The sequence below is a fragment of the Brevundimonas subvibrioides ATCC 15264 genome (assembly GCF_000144605.1).
Taxonomy (GTDB): domain Bacteria; phylum Pseudomonadota; class Alphaproteobacteria; order Caulobacterales; family Caulobacteraceae; genus Brevundimonas; species Brevundimonas subvibrioides.
Genome location: NC_014375.1, coordinates 2,026,600 through 2,043,539 on the forward strand (window position 1 = coordinate 2,026,600; position 16,940 = coordinate 2,043,539).

Consider the following 16,940-nt stretch of genomic DNA (forward strand, 5'->3'; position numbering starts at 1 on the left):
GACGCCCAACGGATGGCGCCAGACCGGCTAGCGCGGTCGAGAACCGCGCAGTCGCGCCGAGCGGGGAAGATTTATCCAATTTCGGGAATATATGTTTCCCTCTTGACCGTTACTGGATAGCCGCCTAGTTATCTCCGCATGGCGGAACGGTTTGTTCCCGGTTTATGGAGTTTGGATATGCGCGACGACAACGTTTTTGATGCCTGGATCGATCTGAACAATGTCAGCGATCACACGCACGAGCTGCTGGAGGCCTTGGCCAGACATTACGAGGCCATGGGAGCATTGCTCCCGGATGAGGCTGCGGAGGAGGTTCGAGACGTTCTTCGAAAAGTGGATGCGGAGGCTTGGGCCCGTTCTTTCGGTAACGGTGAGGAGCGCCTCGCGGAAACCCGGAACCAGGTCCCGAGCGTCTTTTTCAAGGACAGCCTCGACCGGGTTGATAACCTGTACTTCGAGCTCGGTGGCTTCGCCCACGCCCTCTATTGCTACGCATCGAGCGGGATGGTCGAGCCGGGCTATCGCGACACCACTCGTGAAACGATGTCGACATGGATCGAGGGTTGGCTGGAGCGCGCCAACAGGATCGCCGAGACAACCCCAGCATCGGTGCACTCGCTGGACTTCTTCCGTCTGATTGCCATGGGCGCCAACGCGCGTTGGGCGCTCGACAATGGCCGGCCCATCACGGGCGACCAGCTCGCCGCGCTGTCGGCGCTGGCCCGGAACGAGGGAGCGACTTCGACCGCGGCCTATGAGCGGGTTCGCAAGACGGTCCAGAATCTGGTCGCGGAAGCCTTGGGCAAGTCGTCGAACAAAGACCTTGAGGTTCTGCCCAACCGCTCGATCTCCCCAGCCTCCGCGATTAGCTGGCTCCGCGAACAGGCTCCGGACTATTTCCCCTCGATGTGGGCGCTCCCGGAGCCGATCCAGGCGGCCGAGGCCGAAGACGAGACAGAGGCTTTCGTGTTCGTCCCGGTAGCCAGCGCACACCTGCATGTCGAACCCAAGCTGTTCACCCCCGACGCCCGCCTTGAAGAAGGCTACGTCGTCGGCGCGAGCTCCAAGGTGATCGGCGACTACTGGGAAGCGCTGGATGCGTTGAGTCACATGCGCGCCCCTCGCTTCCGGCACCCTCGGGCGCATGCCGCGCTCGGCCCCCTAGCCTGCGAGGATAGCTGGGTCCGCGTTCCCCGCGGCGAAATCGAAGCCCAGCTGGCTGCCCTCGCGACGCCGGGCGAGGAACATGTCGACGGTCCAACATCGGAGATCGTCGAGGCGATCAAGGCCGATCTTCGCTTCAGGCCGCTCGCGTTGGGCCACAGCCGCAAGCTCTTTCGTTTCCAAAGCGTGCGAACGGGCAAGGCCATAGCGGTCGAGGCGCGCAAGGGACCGCCTGTCGTCTACGTCGCGCGTCGGGATGGTGAAAATCTGCCCTCCCTGGCCTCAAGCGCGCGGATCGTGGGCGGCGCTCCGTCCGGGCGGAACAGCAACTTGAACTCGATTCCGACCTTCAAGAACGAGGAGTTGCTTGCCTTCCGGCCGGCCGCCGCGTCGGACCTGGCTGGCCTGCTGGATCATCTCTCCGCCGCCTGAGCGGAGCGCCCTCTCTCTACCTGATCGGTTTGATTGACGTTTTCTGATCACATCCTTGGACGGGAGGCTGGGCCGCGAGGCTCACTCCCGTCCATCTTTTTTATCCTTGGTCCGACGCGACGACCCGTCCCATGATCCGGTAGCCTCGGATGCTTGTCGCGAACCACGATTCACGCCAAGCGAGTGAGGGCTCGTCATGCGGGCTCAGCGTCCAGTCATCGCGACTGGTTCAGTCAAGACCCAGGCGCCTCCCTCATGCAGCTCTCCCCCCTCCACCTATCCGTCGCCAAACTGCTCGATGGTCGACTCTTCCGGATACCGGGCTACCAGCGGGCCTATTCTTGGCAGAGCCGTCAGCGCGCCGATCTGTTCAAGGACATCGAGGAGGCGCACCGCTCGGGCCGGGAGCACTTCATGGCTACGGTGGTCGCCCTCGCGCGTGAAAAGCGCGTCATCGCCGCCGACGAGCTGCAGGTCGTCGAACTTGTCGATGGCCAGCAACGCGTCACCTCGCTCGTAATCCTGATCAAGGCGATCGAGAAAGCACTCGGCGAGACGGACGGTGCGGAACGCAAGAGCAAGCGCGACCTTCAGGATCTTCTGGTCAAGGGAGACGACCATTCGCTGGTGCTTCTGCAGACCAACCACGACAGCAGCGACGTCTTCCTGAACTATCTGCGAAAGGGAGAACTGACCGGATCGGTCGCCACGGGCTCCGACCAAAACCTCCTGAACGCGATGCGGGAGAGCGAGGAAGTCGTGGCGCGCTGGCAGGCCGCCGGAGAGCTGGTCGCGCTACTTGGGACGATCCGGAACAAGCTCTCGTTGATCTACCACGAGCTCTTGGACGAAGCGACGGTCTACCGGGTGTTCGAGGTGCTCAACAGCCGAGGCCTGGATGTGCGTTGGATCGACAAGACCAAGAGCCAGCTGATGGCGTCGATCTGCGAATACGTGGACGACCCTGCGTCTCGCGCCGAGGGGCTGCGGGAGATGCAGACCATATGGCAGGACATCTATCGCATCCTTGGCCTGCGGGAGGGCTTGGGCACCGAGTCCCTGAGGTTGGCCGGCACCTGGTCGGCGCTCAACCAGCCGAACCGCATTGTTTCGGATGAGGACGCCTCGCGCGAGCTCGTGCGTCGCGCGGGCGAAAAATTGCCGTCCATCATAGAGGCGGCCCAGTGGCTCCGTCAGGTCGTCCGAGAGGTCAATGAGCTGAACGGGGATGTGCGGCTGTCCGCCGTCACCAAGATCGCCCATGCCCGGATGCTGGCGATCGCCATCAAGCTGCGCAAGTTCGACCCCGCGACCCAAGAGGGCCTGCTCGGAGCCTGGGAGAAGGTCACCTTCCGGATCTTCGGGCTCGCCGGCCGCGACACTCGCCACATGGTTGGAGACTATGTGCGGCTGGGTTTCGACATCTTGGCGCGCAAGATGACCTCGACGGACATCGCCAAGGCGCTCGCCAACCTCGGCGAAGGGTTCGAGATCGACGAGATCATTGACGACGGCGACTGGTCTGAATGCTACGGCGGATGGAGCGAGGAACTACGTTACCTGCTGTTCCGCTACGACGAGCGGCTCGCGAAGGACGCCGGCGAGCAAATCAACGCCGCCCAGTGGACCAAGATCTGGTCAATGGACGCCTCGAAGTCGATCGAGCACATTGTCCCCCAGAGTTCGGACAAGCGGTACATCCACCATCTCGGCAACTTGACGATGCTGCCGCCCGGAGTGAACTCCTCGCTCAAGGACAAGCCGCCCGCCAAGAAGTCGGATCGCTACATCGAATGCGGGATCAAGGAGACGGTCGCGGTCGGCAGGCTGGTCCAAGAACGGCGGGGATGGACCGAGCAGGATGTGCATCAGCGCGCGCAACGGCTTCTTGAGTTCGTCCGAACCGAATGGGGCTAGAGCATGGGTTCTGGGTCCGCGTAGCTCGATTTACCGAGGCGCGCTCGCCGCCGCCCTCCCCTGCTTAGCGTTCCCGCTTCGTTCGCGAAATGCGCATAATCGGCATTCCACGAAGGGACTCGACCGCACGCGCCTAACAGATGTTAGCCCTTGATCCCGGCCCTGCGTTTCGCGAGGGCTGTCCGCGATTTCGCGGCCGACTCTTTTTCTCAAGAGCGGTCTGCGGTCTGCCGGGAGTGGAATGAATGATCGCTCGCGATGAACTCTACCGGCTCGTCTGGACGAAGCCGATGACCCAGATCGCCGAACAGTTCGACGTTTCCGGTAGCTATCTGGCCCGGATCTGCACCCTGCTTAATGTCCCGCGCCCGGCGCGGGGATATTGGGCCAAACTGGCGGTCGGCAAAGCGCCGGCGCAAACACCCCTGCCCGTAGCGCAACCTGGCGACCCCCTGCATTGGAGCAAAGACCGGGAGCATGTCGCACCTCAGAAACTCAAAGCTCCGCCCCGACGCAGACGCGTGGCCGTTCGGATCGATCGTAGTCGGATTCATGGCCTGATCCGCGGTGCAAGGACCCATTTCGAAAACGGCCGGCCGGTCGATGACGGCGACTACCTCAAACCCTATAAGAAGTTGCTGGTGGACGTGACTGCTTCCAAAGCTTGTCTCGACAAGGCGCTCAACCTCGCCAACGACCTTTTCGGCGGGCTAGAATCCGTCGGACATCGTGTGGTACTGGCGCCGTCCGACGCGAAGCTGAGGCGGTCGCAATTCGACGAGCGCGAGGTTGTCTCCCAACCTCGCGACTACTGGCAACATAACGGCCCCTGGTCCCCATACCGACCGACAGTGGTCTATGTCGGAACCGTAGCCATTGGTCTTGCGATTGTTGAGACCTCGGAGACCGTCACGCTGCGATACCTTGCCGGCAAATATGTCCGCGAGACCGACTATGTCCCTCCCCGCGGTCGCCATGCCGTTGACCACAGTTGGACCACGACCCGCGACCTCCCGTCCGGCCGAATGCGCATCATCGCCTATTCTCCCTACGGGCGGGTGAACTGGTCAATGCAGTGGCAGGAATCCAAATCCGCGGCGCTATCCAGTCAGATCAGGACGATCGTCCAGGCGATCGAGTCGGCAGCGCCCGACCTCGTGGCCAAACTGGAAGAGGCTGACCGCCAGGCCGAGCTTCGTCACCAGCAATGGTTGGCCGAAGAGGAACGCCGACGGCAGGAGGACGACCGTCGACGGGTTAAGCAGTCGGTTGCGGACAGCCGATCCGAACTCGGCCAGGTCATCAAGCAGTGGTCCGATGTCATGAGCGTCGAGCGCTTCCTGGCCGGGGTGGAGCACCGGGCAAGGGATCTCCCCGAGACTGACAGGCGAGAGCTGCTCGAGCGGCTGGCGCTCGCGCGCAGCTTCTTGGGCGACCAGGATCCGCTGGCGTTCTTTCGAGAGTGGAAGACGCCGGAGGAGCGATACGCTCCCCAGTATCCGATTGCATCGGGAACCGGTGGGGCGGGCTCACCAGGATCGGAGTAGCGGAGACAAATTATCAAAGGACTGCCCGCACCGCCACGGCTTTTCGCGCACCGTGCAACGTCCGCTCAGATCCTGACCATCAAGGGGTGGTCGTCATTCGAGAAGGCCGTTTCCATCAGTCGAGGGCGGTTTCGCAGGAGCGCGCGGCCGTTGATGGTCCCCTTTTCTGTGAGTTCGCCCAGGGCCGCCGACGGTGCCGCGTCGACGACGAGTGCGGCGACCACCCGATTGGCACTCCCGGTTCCCTGTTCGAAAAGGCACCTCAAACGCTCTTCCAAGACCGAACGCACATCGGGCGCGAGTTGCTCATCCGTGACGACTCCCTGTGCGGGGAACAGAAGCAGGCGCACGTCGGCGTGGCCTGAACCAATCACCACAACGTCCGCTGCGAGATCGCCAAAGATCTCCAGCGATTTGAGCCGAAGAGCCGATGCGCTCACGCGGGTTCCCGAAGAGAGCTTGAAATCCTCTCCTTCGCGCCCTTCGAAGCGGAACCCGGCCGAAGCATCCGCAGGGTCGACGAAGCTCAGCAGGTCGCCCGACCGAAAATAGCCGTCCCGGTCGAACACATCGTCGGTGACCGCCGGGTTTCGCCAGTATCCCGAGGTGACGTTGGGCCCCTTGTACAGGGCATGGAACAGACCGCCCTCCTCCCGCACCAGCTTCAGGACCAGTCCGGGAACCGGCACGCCGACCACGCCCGGTCCCGTCGCACGACGGTTTCCGAACAGCGCCAGGGGGCTGGTTTCCGTCATGCCCAGGCCGGTGACGATCAGGATCTGCTCGCCGACCGAATTCCTGGCCAGCCGCTCCAGATCGGCCCACGTCGTCTTGCGTATGCCGGCGGCCGAGTACCAGAGAAACCTCAGCGCTCCGAAGAAGGTCCTGCAGAGATTCGCGTCCGCCTCCAGATGCGGCAGCAGCGCCTCGAATCCCAGCGGGACGTTGAAATACAGCGTCGGCGAGACCCGTTTCAGCAGGTCGACGGTTCGGCCGATCCGTTCGGGCGTCGGCTTGCCCGGGTCGATGTAGAGGGTGCCGCCGTTGCAAAGGATGATGGTGAAGATGCTGTTGCCGCCCGCCGTATGGTTCCACGGGAGCCAGTCCACCATCACGGGTGGCTCGGCGGCCAGGAACGCCGAGACCTGCCGCTGGGCCTGCGCGGACGCACAGAGCATGCGATGCGTGTTGACGACCGCTTTCGGGTGTCCCGTGGAGCCCGAGGTGAAGAGAAATTTCGCGATCGTGTCGCCGTCCACGGCCCGGGCAGCGGCCACGACGGAGGCCAGGCCGAGGCCGTCTCCCGCCAGTGCCTCGAGCGGGATCATATCCGGGGTCGGATTGCGATATGCGACGACGGGCACGGCCGGGTCGAGCGCTTCGGACAGCGCAGCCGCATAGAGCGGGCCGTCATCGACAATGATCAGGCCGGGGGTCAGCAGATCGAGCACGTGGGCCAGTTTCGCCGGGTCATGGCCCGGTCCGGCATAGGCAGGCGCGACCGGGGCAACGGGTATGCCGACGTAATGGGCCGCCATGGCGATGGTCGCGTGCGCGATGCTGTTCGACATGAAGAGCACAAGGGGGCGCTCCGCATCGAGCCCGCGACCGAGCAGGCCCTGGGCGAGGGCCAGAACACGGCGGTGCCCCTCGCCGTAGGTCATGACCCGCTCGCCGTCCCCGGTCTGTTCAACCAGCCAGGCGCGATCGGGAGCCTCCGTGGCCCACCGATCGAGCCAATCCCCGATCCGGACGTCGAAGGCTTCGAGGTCCGTTGCCGACCTGACCAGAAACCCGTCGGGGGTCGTCTCCAGCAGGACCTCGGGCCGGATCCAGGCGACAGCCCGTGTGGATGTCGGTCCACCCTCGTGCGACCCGGGTCCGGAGTTCACGCGCCCTGGCTCCCGGATGCCTGCGGCGTGAAAAAGGGCATCATCTGTCCGCTGTCGTCCGGACGGAACACGACCCCGACTCGCTGGCCGATGGCGACCGCATCAAGATCGTCGGCATCGATGTTGCTCAGGACGATCGGCCCATCATCGAGCTTGATGTAAGCGATGCAGTACGGCGGCTTCGCCAGCCGCGCGACGCTGCAGGCGTAGATCTCGCCAAGACCCGTCGCCTCGACCCACTCCGTCGCGCCCGCCGTAAAGGGGCTGTGCTCGCGGGGATAGTGAAAGACGCGCCCCGTATCCACGCAACGCTTGAGCAGGAGAACGCCGCGCTCGGCCGCCTCCTGGAATGGTCGCGACTCAATAGCGTCATTCGGGATCTGCACCGCCTATTCCCTTTCCAGGATCAATGTCGCGCTGCCATGACGGCCACCCAGCTGACCGCCGGTTCCATGCGCCAGGGCCAGGCGACAGTCGGGCACCTGGACATCGGGATGAGCCTCACCCCGGAGCTGGCGAACAGCCTCGATCACCTTTGTCATCCCGCCACGGTTGGCCGGATGATTGTTACAGAGCCCCCCGCCGTCGGTGTTGACCGGAAGCTTGCCGATCCCGGAAATCAGGCCACCGTCGGCCACGAAGCGCCCCCCCTGCCCCTCGGCGCAGAACCCGAGGTTCTCGAGCTGGACGAGAACCGTGATCGTGAAGCTGTCGTAGAGCGACGCGTACTGGATATCGTGCGGGGTCACGCCGGCCTGTTCGAAGGCCTGCCGTCCGGACTGCACGCCGCCGGACTTCAGGATGTCGAAATACCCGCCGTTCAGCTGTCTGATGGCGTAGCCCGCACCGGTGGGCGTGATAAGTGGCCGTTTCAGCCCCTGCACCACCTCGGGATGCACCACGACCAGGGCCCCTCCGCCGTCCGAAATCACGCAGCAATCCAGACGATGCAGGGGATCGGAGACCATGGGCGAGTTCAGCACCTCATCCACCGTCACCACGTTTCTCAGCATCGCGTGGGCATTGTGCTGGGCGTGGTGGGAGGCGGCGACCTTGATCCACGCCAGCTGGTCTGACGTGGTCCCGTGCTCGTACATGTGGCGCTTCGCGACCATGCCGTAGACGTTCGTCACGACGGGCTTGTAGGGGGCCTCGAAGGCGAACTCGGGCGTGTCCATCACCTGCCCGTGCATCCGGTCAGGCCTTGCGGCCTCCGCGCGGGGTCGCCCGGCCATGGTGATCAGCGCGACACGGCATTTGCCGGCGACGATCGCCTCGACGGCATGTTCGACATGGTTGATGTAGGCCGATCCCCAGCTCTCCGTCGTGTCGAGATGGCGCAATTGCAGCCCGAGATACTCGACGATCGAAAACGGGCCCGTGCCCGGAGCCGACCATCCCGGGATATCACCGGCGCAGAAGAACCCGTCGACGTCGGACAGGCTGAGGCCTGCGTCGGCAAGCGCGCCGCGTGCGACGTCCGCAAGGAGTTGGGCCACCGAGCGATCCACGGCCTTCCGCGTCGGGTGCTCGTAGGCGCCGACGATGTAGGCCTTGCCTTTCAGGGTCATCTGGACAGCTGATCCAGCGCCTCGATCGCGACGCTGGGGTCGATGAGGCTGGCCAGATCGTCACGCGAACGGGCCGGTCGACTGTCCATCATGCCGAGCCACTGTTCTTCCTCGACCATGACATCGAGCAGATCCGGCGCGAGCGCCGCCGGATATCTGTGGTGCCGCCAGGCACGTTCGATGACGTCCATGGGATGCCCGCCGGATGCGTGTACCAGCGGCCAGGCGATCGACGGATCCGCCCGCATCGCAGCAGACGCCTGCATGATCGCGCGCACGAACCCGACGATGCGCTGGCGTCGTTCCGGGTCGGCCAGATTGGCCACGGATGTGTTCAGGTTGAAGATCTCGCGATAAATGCCCTCGCCGCCGAACTCGATCGCGTCGTCGCCGATCGCGGCGGCGGCATTCTCCATGTACGGCTCCCAGATCGCCACCGCATCGACCCGGCCGTCCGCGAGCGCGGGGCCCATGTCGCTGAGCGGCAGGATCTTGACCAGTTCGACATCGTTGCTGCCCAGACCCGCCGAAGCGAGCAGCCGGTGCACGAAATAGCCCGAAGACGTGGGGGCGATCGTGCCGACACGCTTGCCCTTCAGATCCGCGATGGAGGCGATGCCGGCGGAGCGTTTGCCGACCAGCCGGTAAAGCCCCTCTGCGACCGTCAGGATGATCCGAAGATCGGGATTGGCCACCGAATAGCGCAGCGCCTGGGTCTCGGCGTGGGTCGCGACATCGGCCTCCCCTGGTTCACCGAAGCCCGGGATCGCCTCGAGCCCGAACAGGTTCGGAATACCGCCCAGCTTCACGCTGGCCCGGCCGGGATAGAAGCGGTCGGCCGCCAGCAGGACGGGGGCGATCTCGAACGTGAACTTGTTGCCGTGAATGGCGATCGGAGCCAGCGTGTCCATCAGGCGATCGTCCATTTCAGAGCGCGCCGGACGGTGCCGCTGAACAGCTGCGCCTTGTCGCTCTGCGAGATCTCGTCGGTGTAGAGCAGGTAATGGAGGCTGTCGGCGTAGGACTTCCAGTCGCTGCGCGGACGCGGCCCCGGGTTCTGCGGGTGGTCTGGCAGCCCCCAGCGCATGCGCGTGTAGTCGCTCGCCCACATGCAGCGCTCAGGGCCGAAGGCCTTCAGGATCTTGTGAAAGTGCGGCCAGACGTCGGCGTAGGGATAGGGCTCGCGCGAGACGAGCGGCGTGCCGCAGCATTTAACGTACACGTTCGGATAACGGGCGATCTCCAGCAGTCCCGGCAGGGCGCGCCAGCGGTCGCCTTCGATGTCGGTCCGCAGCGACTGGGTGATGCCAAAGTGGTCGATGATGATGGTCAGATCCGGATGGCGCTCGGCCACCGGCGCCACCGCGGATGCGAAATCGTGCGCCGAGAAGAACATCGGCAGATCGTGCTTTTCCGCCAGCGCCCAGTATCGATCGAAGCCGCCCCCCAGGAAGGTCTCGTTGAGCGTCAGAGCCCTGGTCGGATCGACCCGGACCGGCCCGTAGTTCGTGGGCAGCGTCCGCAGGCCGAGCATGCCGGGGCTCGCCTTGAACGCGGCCATCCGCTCGTCGAGATCTTCCGCAGCATGATCCATGACCAGCACGGCACCGAACAGCTCGGGATAACGGGCCACCGCAGCCTCGTTGAACTCGGCGCTGGCGAACACGACGGCCTTGTCGACACGGACGGAGTCGATCGCCTCGCGCGCCAGCTCGACCCCGATGGCCAGTTTCATGGCATCGCTGACATCCTCGTCGAAAGGCTTCTGGGGCGATGGATTGTGAATTTGGGCGTCAATGATTTCCATGGCGACCACTCTCCTGTCTGCCGAAAACGGGGTGAAGGCCCTTCATCAGCCGAACTCCGCAATCGCGCGGGCATAGCTGCGCTTGTAGGCCTTCATGCCTTGCGCGATCACCAGAAGCGCGAGGGGTCCCAGCAGGACGGCGCAGAGCGACAGGGAATACTTCAGGTCCTTCGGGTCGTTGAACAGAAAGTCCGTGAACAGCGCCACGACCAGCGGTCCGAGCGCGAAACCGACGACGTTCATGGCGAACATGTAGATGGCGCTGACCTGCGCTCGCATCCGGTTGGGCGTGATCACCTGGAAGGCCGCGGTCCCGGGTCCGATGCCGAGGGACGCCACGAAGATGTTGCAGCCATACAGCGCCAGCATGAGGTACGGATTGCCCACCAGCGGAAAGGTCGCCGAGAGGCCGATCGATGCCATCAGGGCATAGAAGACGATCTTCATGTCCGCATCGATCATCCCGCGCCGGTGAAGATACTCGGACAGCTTGCCACCGAGGATCAGACCCAGGGGCCCGACGGCCAGGACGACGCTGCCCTGGGCCAGACCGATGTGGGTTAGGCTCCAGTCGAACTCGCGACGGAACAGACTGGGCATCCACTGGCTGGTGCCCATGGACATCAGGGTCTTGACGCACATGCCGCCGATGATGGCGAAGTAGGTACGCCAGTCGGCCGCCAGCCAGCGCGCAACCTCGATCGCGGGAATGGATTTCTGCTTGATTCCAACCACCAGCCCGCGGCGCATCGGCTCTTTGAGGGTCATCACCACCAGTGCCCACAGCAGACCGGGCAGACCGACGATGATGAAGGCCCACTGCCAGGGTCGAAGTTGGCCGATGAAGGGCAGTTCCATCATCGGAAAAGCGGCCACGAGCGCCAGGGCGCTGCCGCCGAGGATCAGGGCCAGACCGTTACCCATATGGCCCCCGATCGCGATTGTCCCGGTGGCAAACGCCACCTTTTCGCGCGGGAAGCTGTCGGTGACCATCGACCAGGTGGCCGGCGCGTAGCCAGCCTCGCCGATGCCGATGCCCAGCCGGGCGATGAACAGATGGGTGTAATTCTGCGCGATCCCGCACGCCATGGTCGCGGTGCTCCAGAAGGCGATGCACAGAGCGATCAGGTTGCGCCGGTTCGAGACATCGGCGATCCGGGCAAGCGGCAGGCCCGCGATGGCGTAGGTCAGGGAGAAGGCGGCCCCGAGGAGCAGGGCGGCCTGGGTGTCGGAGATGTGGTAGTCGGCCTTGATGGGTTCGATCATCAAGGCCAGGACCTGGCGGTCCAGGATCGTGAACATCACCACCACGCCCAGCACGAACATTGTGTAATAGGCCGACCGCGCACTGGGATACGGATGCACGGGTGCTGGCCTGGTCTCCACGGTCGGACCGTCCATCCGGGTATCCTTCATTCAAAACGACTGGTTGGGTGCCCGGGGCCGCGCCGGCGGCCCCGGGAAGGAAGTCAGAACCGTCTGCTGATCGTCAGGGACCATTCCCGGGGCGGCGCAGGTTGCGCATTCGTGTGCGGGAAGCCGATGTCCTGATAGACGAAGTAGTTGCGGTAGTAGAACTTGTCGAAAAGGTTCGTCACACCCAGGGCGAAGTCGACGTCACTGGCCTCGTGATGATACGCGATACGCGCATTCACCAGTGAATAGCCGTCCTGATTGGTCTCTTTTCGCGTGATGCTGTTGACGATGTCGCCCATGTACAGCCAGTCGATCCGGGGCGTCACGGTACCGCCGAGAATAAGGTTCGGGATCTCGTATTGAATGCCCGCGCTGGCCGTCCAGTCCGGAATACGCAGCAGCTTCTTGTTTGCCGTATCCGGCCGCGCGTCCAGATCCGCCGAGCTGAAGTTCGAATATCCGAGCGATGCGTTGATCGAAAGACCGTCGATCGGATTGGCCTCGACCTCGAATTCGACGCCCTGAACCTTGCCCGGAATGTTGATGTAGAACGTCCGCGATACGCACTGGAAGCCCGTAGTGCCGGCGGGCGCATTCTGACAGACGGTGACGCCGGGCTGGCCCTGGCTCACCTCGACCTGGGTGCCGGGAATCCTGTTGCCCGAACCGTCGAGCAGATATTCGGAGCCCGACAGGCTTTGGATCCGCGTCTTGTAGTCCGTGTAGAAGGCCGTGGCGTTGACCCTGAGCCTGCGATCGAAGAGGTCCGACTTGACCCCAAGCTCGTAGGTCAGGATTTCCTCGCCCGGGAACTGCTGGACCTGACTGGCCTGGAAGGGGCGCGCGTTGAACCCGGGAAGCCGGAACCCGGTCGCCGCGGATGCGAAGAGCATGGTGTGTTCGGCCAGTCGGTAGTCGAGGCCCAGTTTCCAGTCGAAGCGCTGTTCGGCCAGGTCGATCTGGAAGATCGTGCTGCCGGTCGGAGATACCGTGAACTGGGTCGACGCCGCCGTCGTGCCGTCGAGCACGCTGTAGAAGTCGACCGGCTTGGTGTCGTCGGAGTATCGTCCGCCCACGGTCACGCCGAGGTTTTCCATCGGGCGGAAGGTGGCGTTCACGTACGCCGCCTTGCTCACAGGCGTATACTTGTTGCTCTGATAGCGGATGGTGTTGTTGTAGCTGGACGTCCCGGCGAACCGCTGCTCGCCGTCGGCTTCATAGTAGAAGAGGCCGGCGACCCAATCGACCCAGGAATGGCTGCCCGTCAGGCGGATTTCGCCCGAGAAGTTGCTCTGGGACACATCGTTCCGGTTGTTTTCGAGGGCGACCGGCGTCGCGTCGACGTCGTAGGAATAGGTCGCCTCGATCTCGCGGTATCCCCCGATAACGGTCAGGTCGATCTCGTCGGTCAGGCCGTAAATCAGCTTGCTGGAAACCCCCCAGCTCCGGAACGGGCTGTTGGTCGGGTTCTGAACGCCGCCGCGGAAGATCGACCCGTTGTAGATCGTGTTTCCGGGGACGGCCACGCCGGCCGGTACGGGATCGCCGTACGTGGCGTAGGTCGTATAGGGATTGCCGGTGATGAACCGCTCGTCGAATGCGAACGTGGGACCGCCCGGTGCTGTCCAGCGATTGAAAAGCGCGCGTGTGTTGGCGTTGTTGTTGGACGTGGTTGAGTTGATCGCCACCAGCGAATCCGCCGGCGCATCGGACTCGTCGTTCAGGTAGTCCGCGGTGATGGTCAGCGACAGGTTGGACTGCGGCTCCCAGTAAAGCTGCCCCCGCATCGCCCGACTGTCCTCACCGCCCTGGTGACCGATGGTGCAGTCGTCAGGTGCGGCGCTGTTCGAGCCGTTGATGAGGTCGGGGTTTGAGAAGGGAAACAGCCCGGCCAGAGCCGGCGTGCCGCGGCGAACCATCTCGCAGCGGAAGTCGAGGACGCGCTGGTACCCCGTGCGTTCTTTCGAAACCGCCGAAACGGAGATGCCGAACGTGTCGGAGATCGGCAGGTTCAGGCTGGCACGGAAGTCGCGGCGGTCGAAGCTGCCGATGGTGGTTTCGACAAGGGCGGTCGTGGTGTCGAGGTTCGGCTTCTTGCTGACGAGGTTGATCGCCCCCGCCAGGGCATTGCGTCCGAACAGCGTTCCCTGGGGGCCACGCAGCACTTCCACATGGTCGAGCTCGAGCAGGTCGAACATCGAACCGAAGAGCAGCGGGTAATAGACGTCGTCGACGTAGAAGGCGACGGCGGGCTCCTGAGCCAGGCTGGTGTCGTGCTGGCCGATCCCGCGAATGAACGCCGAGACGCCTGGCCCATAGACGCCCTGCGAGCGTTCGAAGGCGGCGTTGGGGATGATGTCGCCAAGGTCCGCCGCGTTGCTCAGGCCCCTTGCCTGCAAGGCCTCGGACGTCACGGCGGTGATGGTGATCGGGGTCGACTGGAGATTGGTGGACTGACGGGTGGCAGTGACGACGATATCGGACAAAGCGTCGGGGCGTCCTGGCTCGGGATCCTCCTGTGGATCCGCCGCGGTCGGGGCCGCCGGATCGGCGGGCGGGACGCGTGTGTCTGCGGACTGAGCGGATGCGTTGTGCGCTGCAGCGAGCGCCATCAACGACACGCCGACCAACGATAATTTCCTGATCATCTTGCTCCCCTTTTTTGTTTCGCCCTTAGCTCATTGGACCTCGCCAATGTATGGAGCGGGGGGGATGCGACTTGTCTCAAACGGCAGCCAAAGTTCCCAAGGGCTGCCACCCCGGTCCCAAACGGCATCAGAAGTTGACCAGATCGGCACCCTTGAGACCGAGCGTCGCACGCGCTTCGGCGGGCGTCGCGATCTCCTTGCCCAGACCGGCAAGGATGCCGCGGATGAGCCGCACCTGGTCGGCGCTGCTCTGCGCGAGCTCGCCGCGGGAGATGAACAGACTGTCCTCCAGGCCCACCCGAACGTTGCCGCCCAGCAGCGCGCTCTGGGTGCAGAACGGAATCTGATGCCGACCGGCCGCGAAGGCCGAAAACACGTAGTCGTCGCCGAACAGGCTGTCGGCGATCGTCACCATGTGAACGAGGTTGCGGGGATCGGGCCCCATCCCTCCCAGAATCCCGAAGACCCCCTGGATCAGGAAGGGCGGCTTGATCAGACCGAGATCGGCGAAGTGGGCCAGGGTGTAAAGATGGCCGATGTCATAGCATTCGAATTCGAACCGCGTGCCGAACCCCTGCCCGATCTCGACCATGATGCGTTCGATATAGGCATTGTCGTTGTACATGATGCGGCCGCGAGAGCCGGCCACGTAGTCCCGTTCCCAGTCATGCTGCCAGTGATCGACCCGGCTCCCCGCACCGGAGAAGTCGAAGATGAGAGGGCCCATATTCAGTGAGCACAGCTCGGGCCGGGTCGCGCGTGCCCCGTCCAGGCGATCATCCAGCGACATCACCGCGCTGCCGCCGGTCGAGATGTTGATCACGGCGTCCGTCGCCGCCCGGATCTGCGGCAGGAAGGCCATGAAGTGCTCGGCGGCGGGACTGGGACGGCCATCCACCGGATCGCGCGCATGCAGATGCAGGATCGATGCGCCGGCCTCTGCGGCCTCGATCGCCGCGCTCGCGATCTGTGCGGGTGTCACGGGCAGATAGGGCGACATCGAGGGCGTGTGGATGGACCCCGTCGGGGCGCAGGTGATGATAACCTTGTCGCGTCTCAGCACGGGCCCATCCTAGAGTTCAGCTTCACAGAGGTATTTCAGATTGAGGTATTCGTTCAGGCCGTGATGGGAGCCTTCACGGCCCAGGCCCGACATCTTCACCCCGCCGAAGGGCGCGAAGGCGGTCGAGATCAGGCCGGTGTTGATGCCGACCATTCCGCTTTCCAGCGCGCGACCGACGCGCGAGATCGTGGCGGGGCTCGACGAGCAGAGATACGCGGCGAGCCCGAAAGGCGTGTCGTTCGCCAGCTGGATCCCCCGCTCGATGGTGTCGAACCGTATGACCGCCGCGAGCGGGCCAAAGGTCTCTTCCTGCGTGACGAGGGCGTCCGTCGCGACGTCGCACATCAGCGTCGGCCGACACATCCGCCCCTCGCCGGACAGCCCGCCGTTCAGGATCCGGGCGCCGCCGTTCGTGGCGTCCAGAATATGTCGATCAACCTTGGCCACCGCCGCTTCGCTGATCAGCGGGCCGATATCGGTGGCCGGATCAAATCCGTCTCCGCTCGTCAGGGCGGCGACCCGCTCCGAAAAGGCCTCGACGAAGGCGTCGTGCAGGCCCTGCTGAACGTAGATCCGGTTAGCGGCGATGCAGCTTTGGCCGGTGTTGCGGAACTTGGCGACCATGGCGGTTTCGACCGCGACGGACAGGTCCGCATCATCGAAGATCAGAAGCGGAGCGTTCCCGCCGAGCTCGAGCGACAGACGCTTGATCGTGCCGGCCGAGGCGGCCATCAGCTGGGCTCCGACCCGGGTGGAGCCGGTGAAACTGATCTTGCGGACAATGGACGAGCTGGTCAGCCGTTCGCCCACCATGGCAGGCTGGCCGGTCACGATGTTGATCACGCCAGCGGGGATTCCGGCCTCCTCGGCGAGCACCGCCAGCGCGAGGGCGCTGAACGGCGTCTCGGCGGCCGGCTTGGCGACGACCGTGCAGCCCGCCGCCAGAGCGGGGGCCAGCTTTCGAGTCAGCATGGCCACCGGGAAGTTCCACGGTGTGATGACCCCGCACACCCCGACCGGCTCCCGCTCGACCAGCAGGCGGCGACCGGATGTCGGCGCAGGAATGATCTCGCCCAGCGCCCGTCCCGCTTCCTCGGCGTAGAGCGCGATGAAGGCCGCGCCATACGCGATCTCGCCGCGCGCCTCCTTCAGCGGCTTGCCGTTTTCGAGGGTAATCAGGCAGGCCAGATCCTCCGCATGCGACAGCACCAGGTCGTGCCAGCGTCGCAGCAGCCCGCCGCGCTCGCGAGGATTGCGTCCCGACCACTCCACGAAGGCCCGCTTGGCCGCCAGAATGGCGTCATCGATCTCGCCGGCTGCCAGCGACGGCACGTCGCCGATGCCCGTTCCGGTGAAGGGATCGCTGACCCCGATCGTTTCGCCGCTGGCTGCCGCCCGCCACGCGCCATCGATGTAGCACTGGTGCCGGATCAGATCGGGCCTGAGCATCTGGCCACGGGCCTGGCCCGGGCTGGGCATACCG

At 64.4% G+C, this 16,940-nt stretch carries 12 protein-coding genes; 3 read left to right on the forward strand and 9 right to left on the reverse strand.

Features of this window, described 5'->3' with window-relative positions:
- The first annotated feature begins 177 nt into the window (after positions 1-177).
- The 3 genes from BRESU_RS10110 (at position 178) to BRESU_RS10120 (ending at position 5,060) form a co-directional block, all read left to right on the forward strand.
- Positions 178-1,596 carry a hypothetical protein gene (locus BRESU_RS10110; protein ID WP_013269449.1) on the forward strand — a complete coding sequence of 473 codons (1,419 nt, stop codon included), beginning with the start codon at positions 178-180 and terminating at the stop codon, positions 1,594-1,596.
- A 255-nt stretch (positions 1,597-1,851) separates the two neighbouring features.
- On the forward strand, positions 1,852-3,513 hold the full coding sequence (locus BRESU_RS10115) for a DUF262 domain-containing protein (protein WP_013269450.1): 1,662 nt from the start codon (positions 1,852-1,854) through the stop codon (positions 3,511-3,513).
- A 245-nt stretch (positions 3,514-3,758) separates the two neighbouring features.
- A complete protein-coding gene (locus BRESU_RS10120; protein WP_013269451.1) occupies positions 3,759-5,060 on the forward strand; it encodes a hypothetical protein in 1,302 nt (433 codons plus the stop codon).
- 65 nt (positions 5,061-5,125) lie between these two features.
- Here the strand turns inward: BRESU_RS10120 and BRESU_RS10125 are convergent, their stop codons facing one another.
- The 9 genes from BRESU_RS10125 to BRESU_RS10165 form a co-directional block, all read right to left on the reverse strand.
- The gene (locus BRESU_RS10125; RefSeq protein WP_013269452.1) at positions 5,126-6,952 is read right to left on the reverse strand and encodes an AMP-binding protein; all 1,827 of its coding nucleotides are present in this window, start codon (positions 6,950-6,952) and stop codon (positions 5,126-5,128) included.
- The gene (locus tag BRESU_RS10130; protein WP_013269453.1) at positions 6,949-7,338 is read right to left on the reverse strand and encodes a Zn-ribbon domain-containing OB-fold protein; all 390 of its coding nucleotides are present in this window, start codon (positions 7,336-7,338) and stop codon (positions 6,949-6,951) included. Before BRESU_RS10130 ends, BRESU_RS10125 begins: the two co-directional genes overlap by 4 nt.
- 3 nt (positions 7,339-7,341) lie before the next feature.
- On the reverse strand, positions 7,342-8,523 hold the full coding sequence (locus BRESU_RS10135; protein ID WP_013269454.1) for a thiolase domain-containing protein: 1,182 nt from the start codon (positions 8,521-8,523) through the stop codon (positions 7,342-7,344).
- Positions 8,520-9,449 (reverse strand): ABC transporter substrate-binding protein, encoded by a 930-nt coding sequence (locus BRESU_RS10140; RefSeq protein WP_156796146.1) that lies wholly within the window; start codon positions 9,447-9,449, stop codon positions 8,520-8,522. The genes BRESU_RS10135 and BRESU_RS10140 overlap by 4 nt, the downstream gene beginning before the upstream one ends.
- Positions 9,434-10,330 (reverse strand): amidohydrolase family protein, encoded by an 897-nt coding sequence (locus BRESU_RS10145; protein WP_013269456.1) that lies wholly within the window; start codon positions 10,328-10,330, stop codon positions 9,434-9,436. Before BRESU_RS10145 ends, BRESU_RS10140 begins: the two co-directional genes overlap by 16 nt.
- A gap of 45 nt (positions 10,331-10,375) precedes the next feature.
- Positions 10,376-11,731, reverse strand: a complete 1,356-nt coding sequence (locus tag BRESU_RS10150) for a spinster family MFS transporter (RefSeq protein ID WP_013269457.1) — start codon at positions 11,729-11,731, stop codon at positions 10,376-10,378.
- Between the two features lie 68 nt (positions 11,732-11,799).
- Positions 11,800-14,367, reverse strand: a complete 2,568-nt coding sequence (locus BRESU_RS10155) for a TonB-dependent receptor (protein WP_245528634.1) — start codon at positions 14,365-14,367, stop codon at positions 11,800-11,802.
- A gap of 154 nt (positions 14,368-14,521) precedes the next feature.
- A complete protein-coding gene (gene kce / locus BRESU_RS10160; protein ID WP_013269459.1) occupies positions 14,522-15,457 on the reverse strand; it encodes a 3,5-dioxohexanoate:acetyl-CoA acetone transferase in 936 nt (311 codons plus the stop codon).
- A gap of 9 nt (positions 15,458-15,466) precedes the next feature.
- Positions 15,467-16,936, reverse strand: coding sequence for an NAD-dependent succinate-semialdehyde dehydrogenase (locus BRESU_RS10165; protein WP_013269460.1), 1,470 nt, complete (start codon positions 16,934-16,936; stop codon positions 15,467-15,469).
- Between the last annotated feature and the right edge of the window lie 4 nt (positions 16,937-16,940).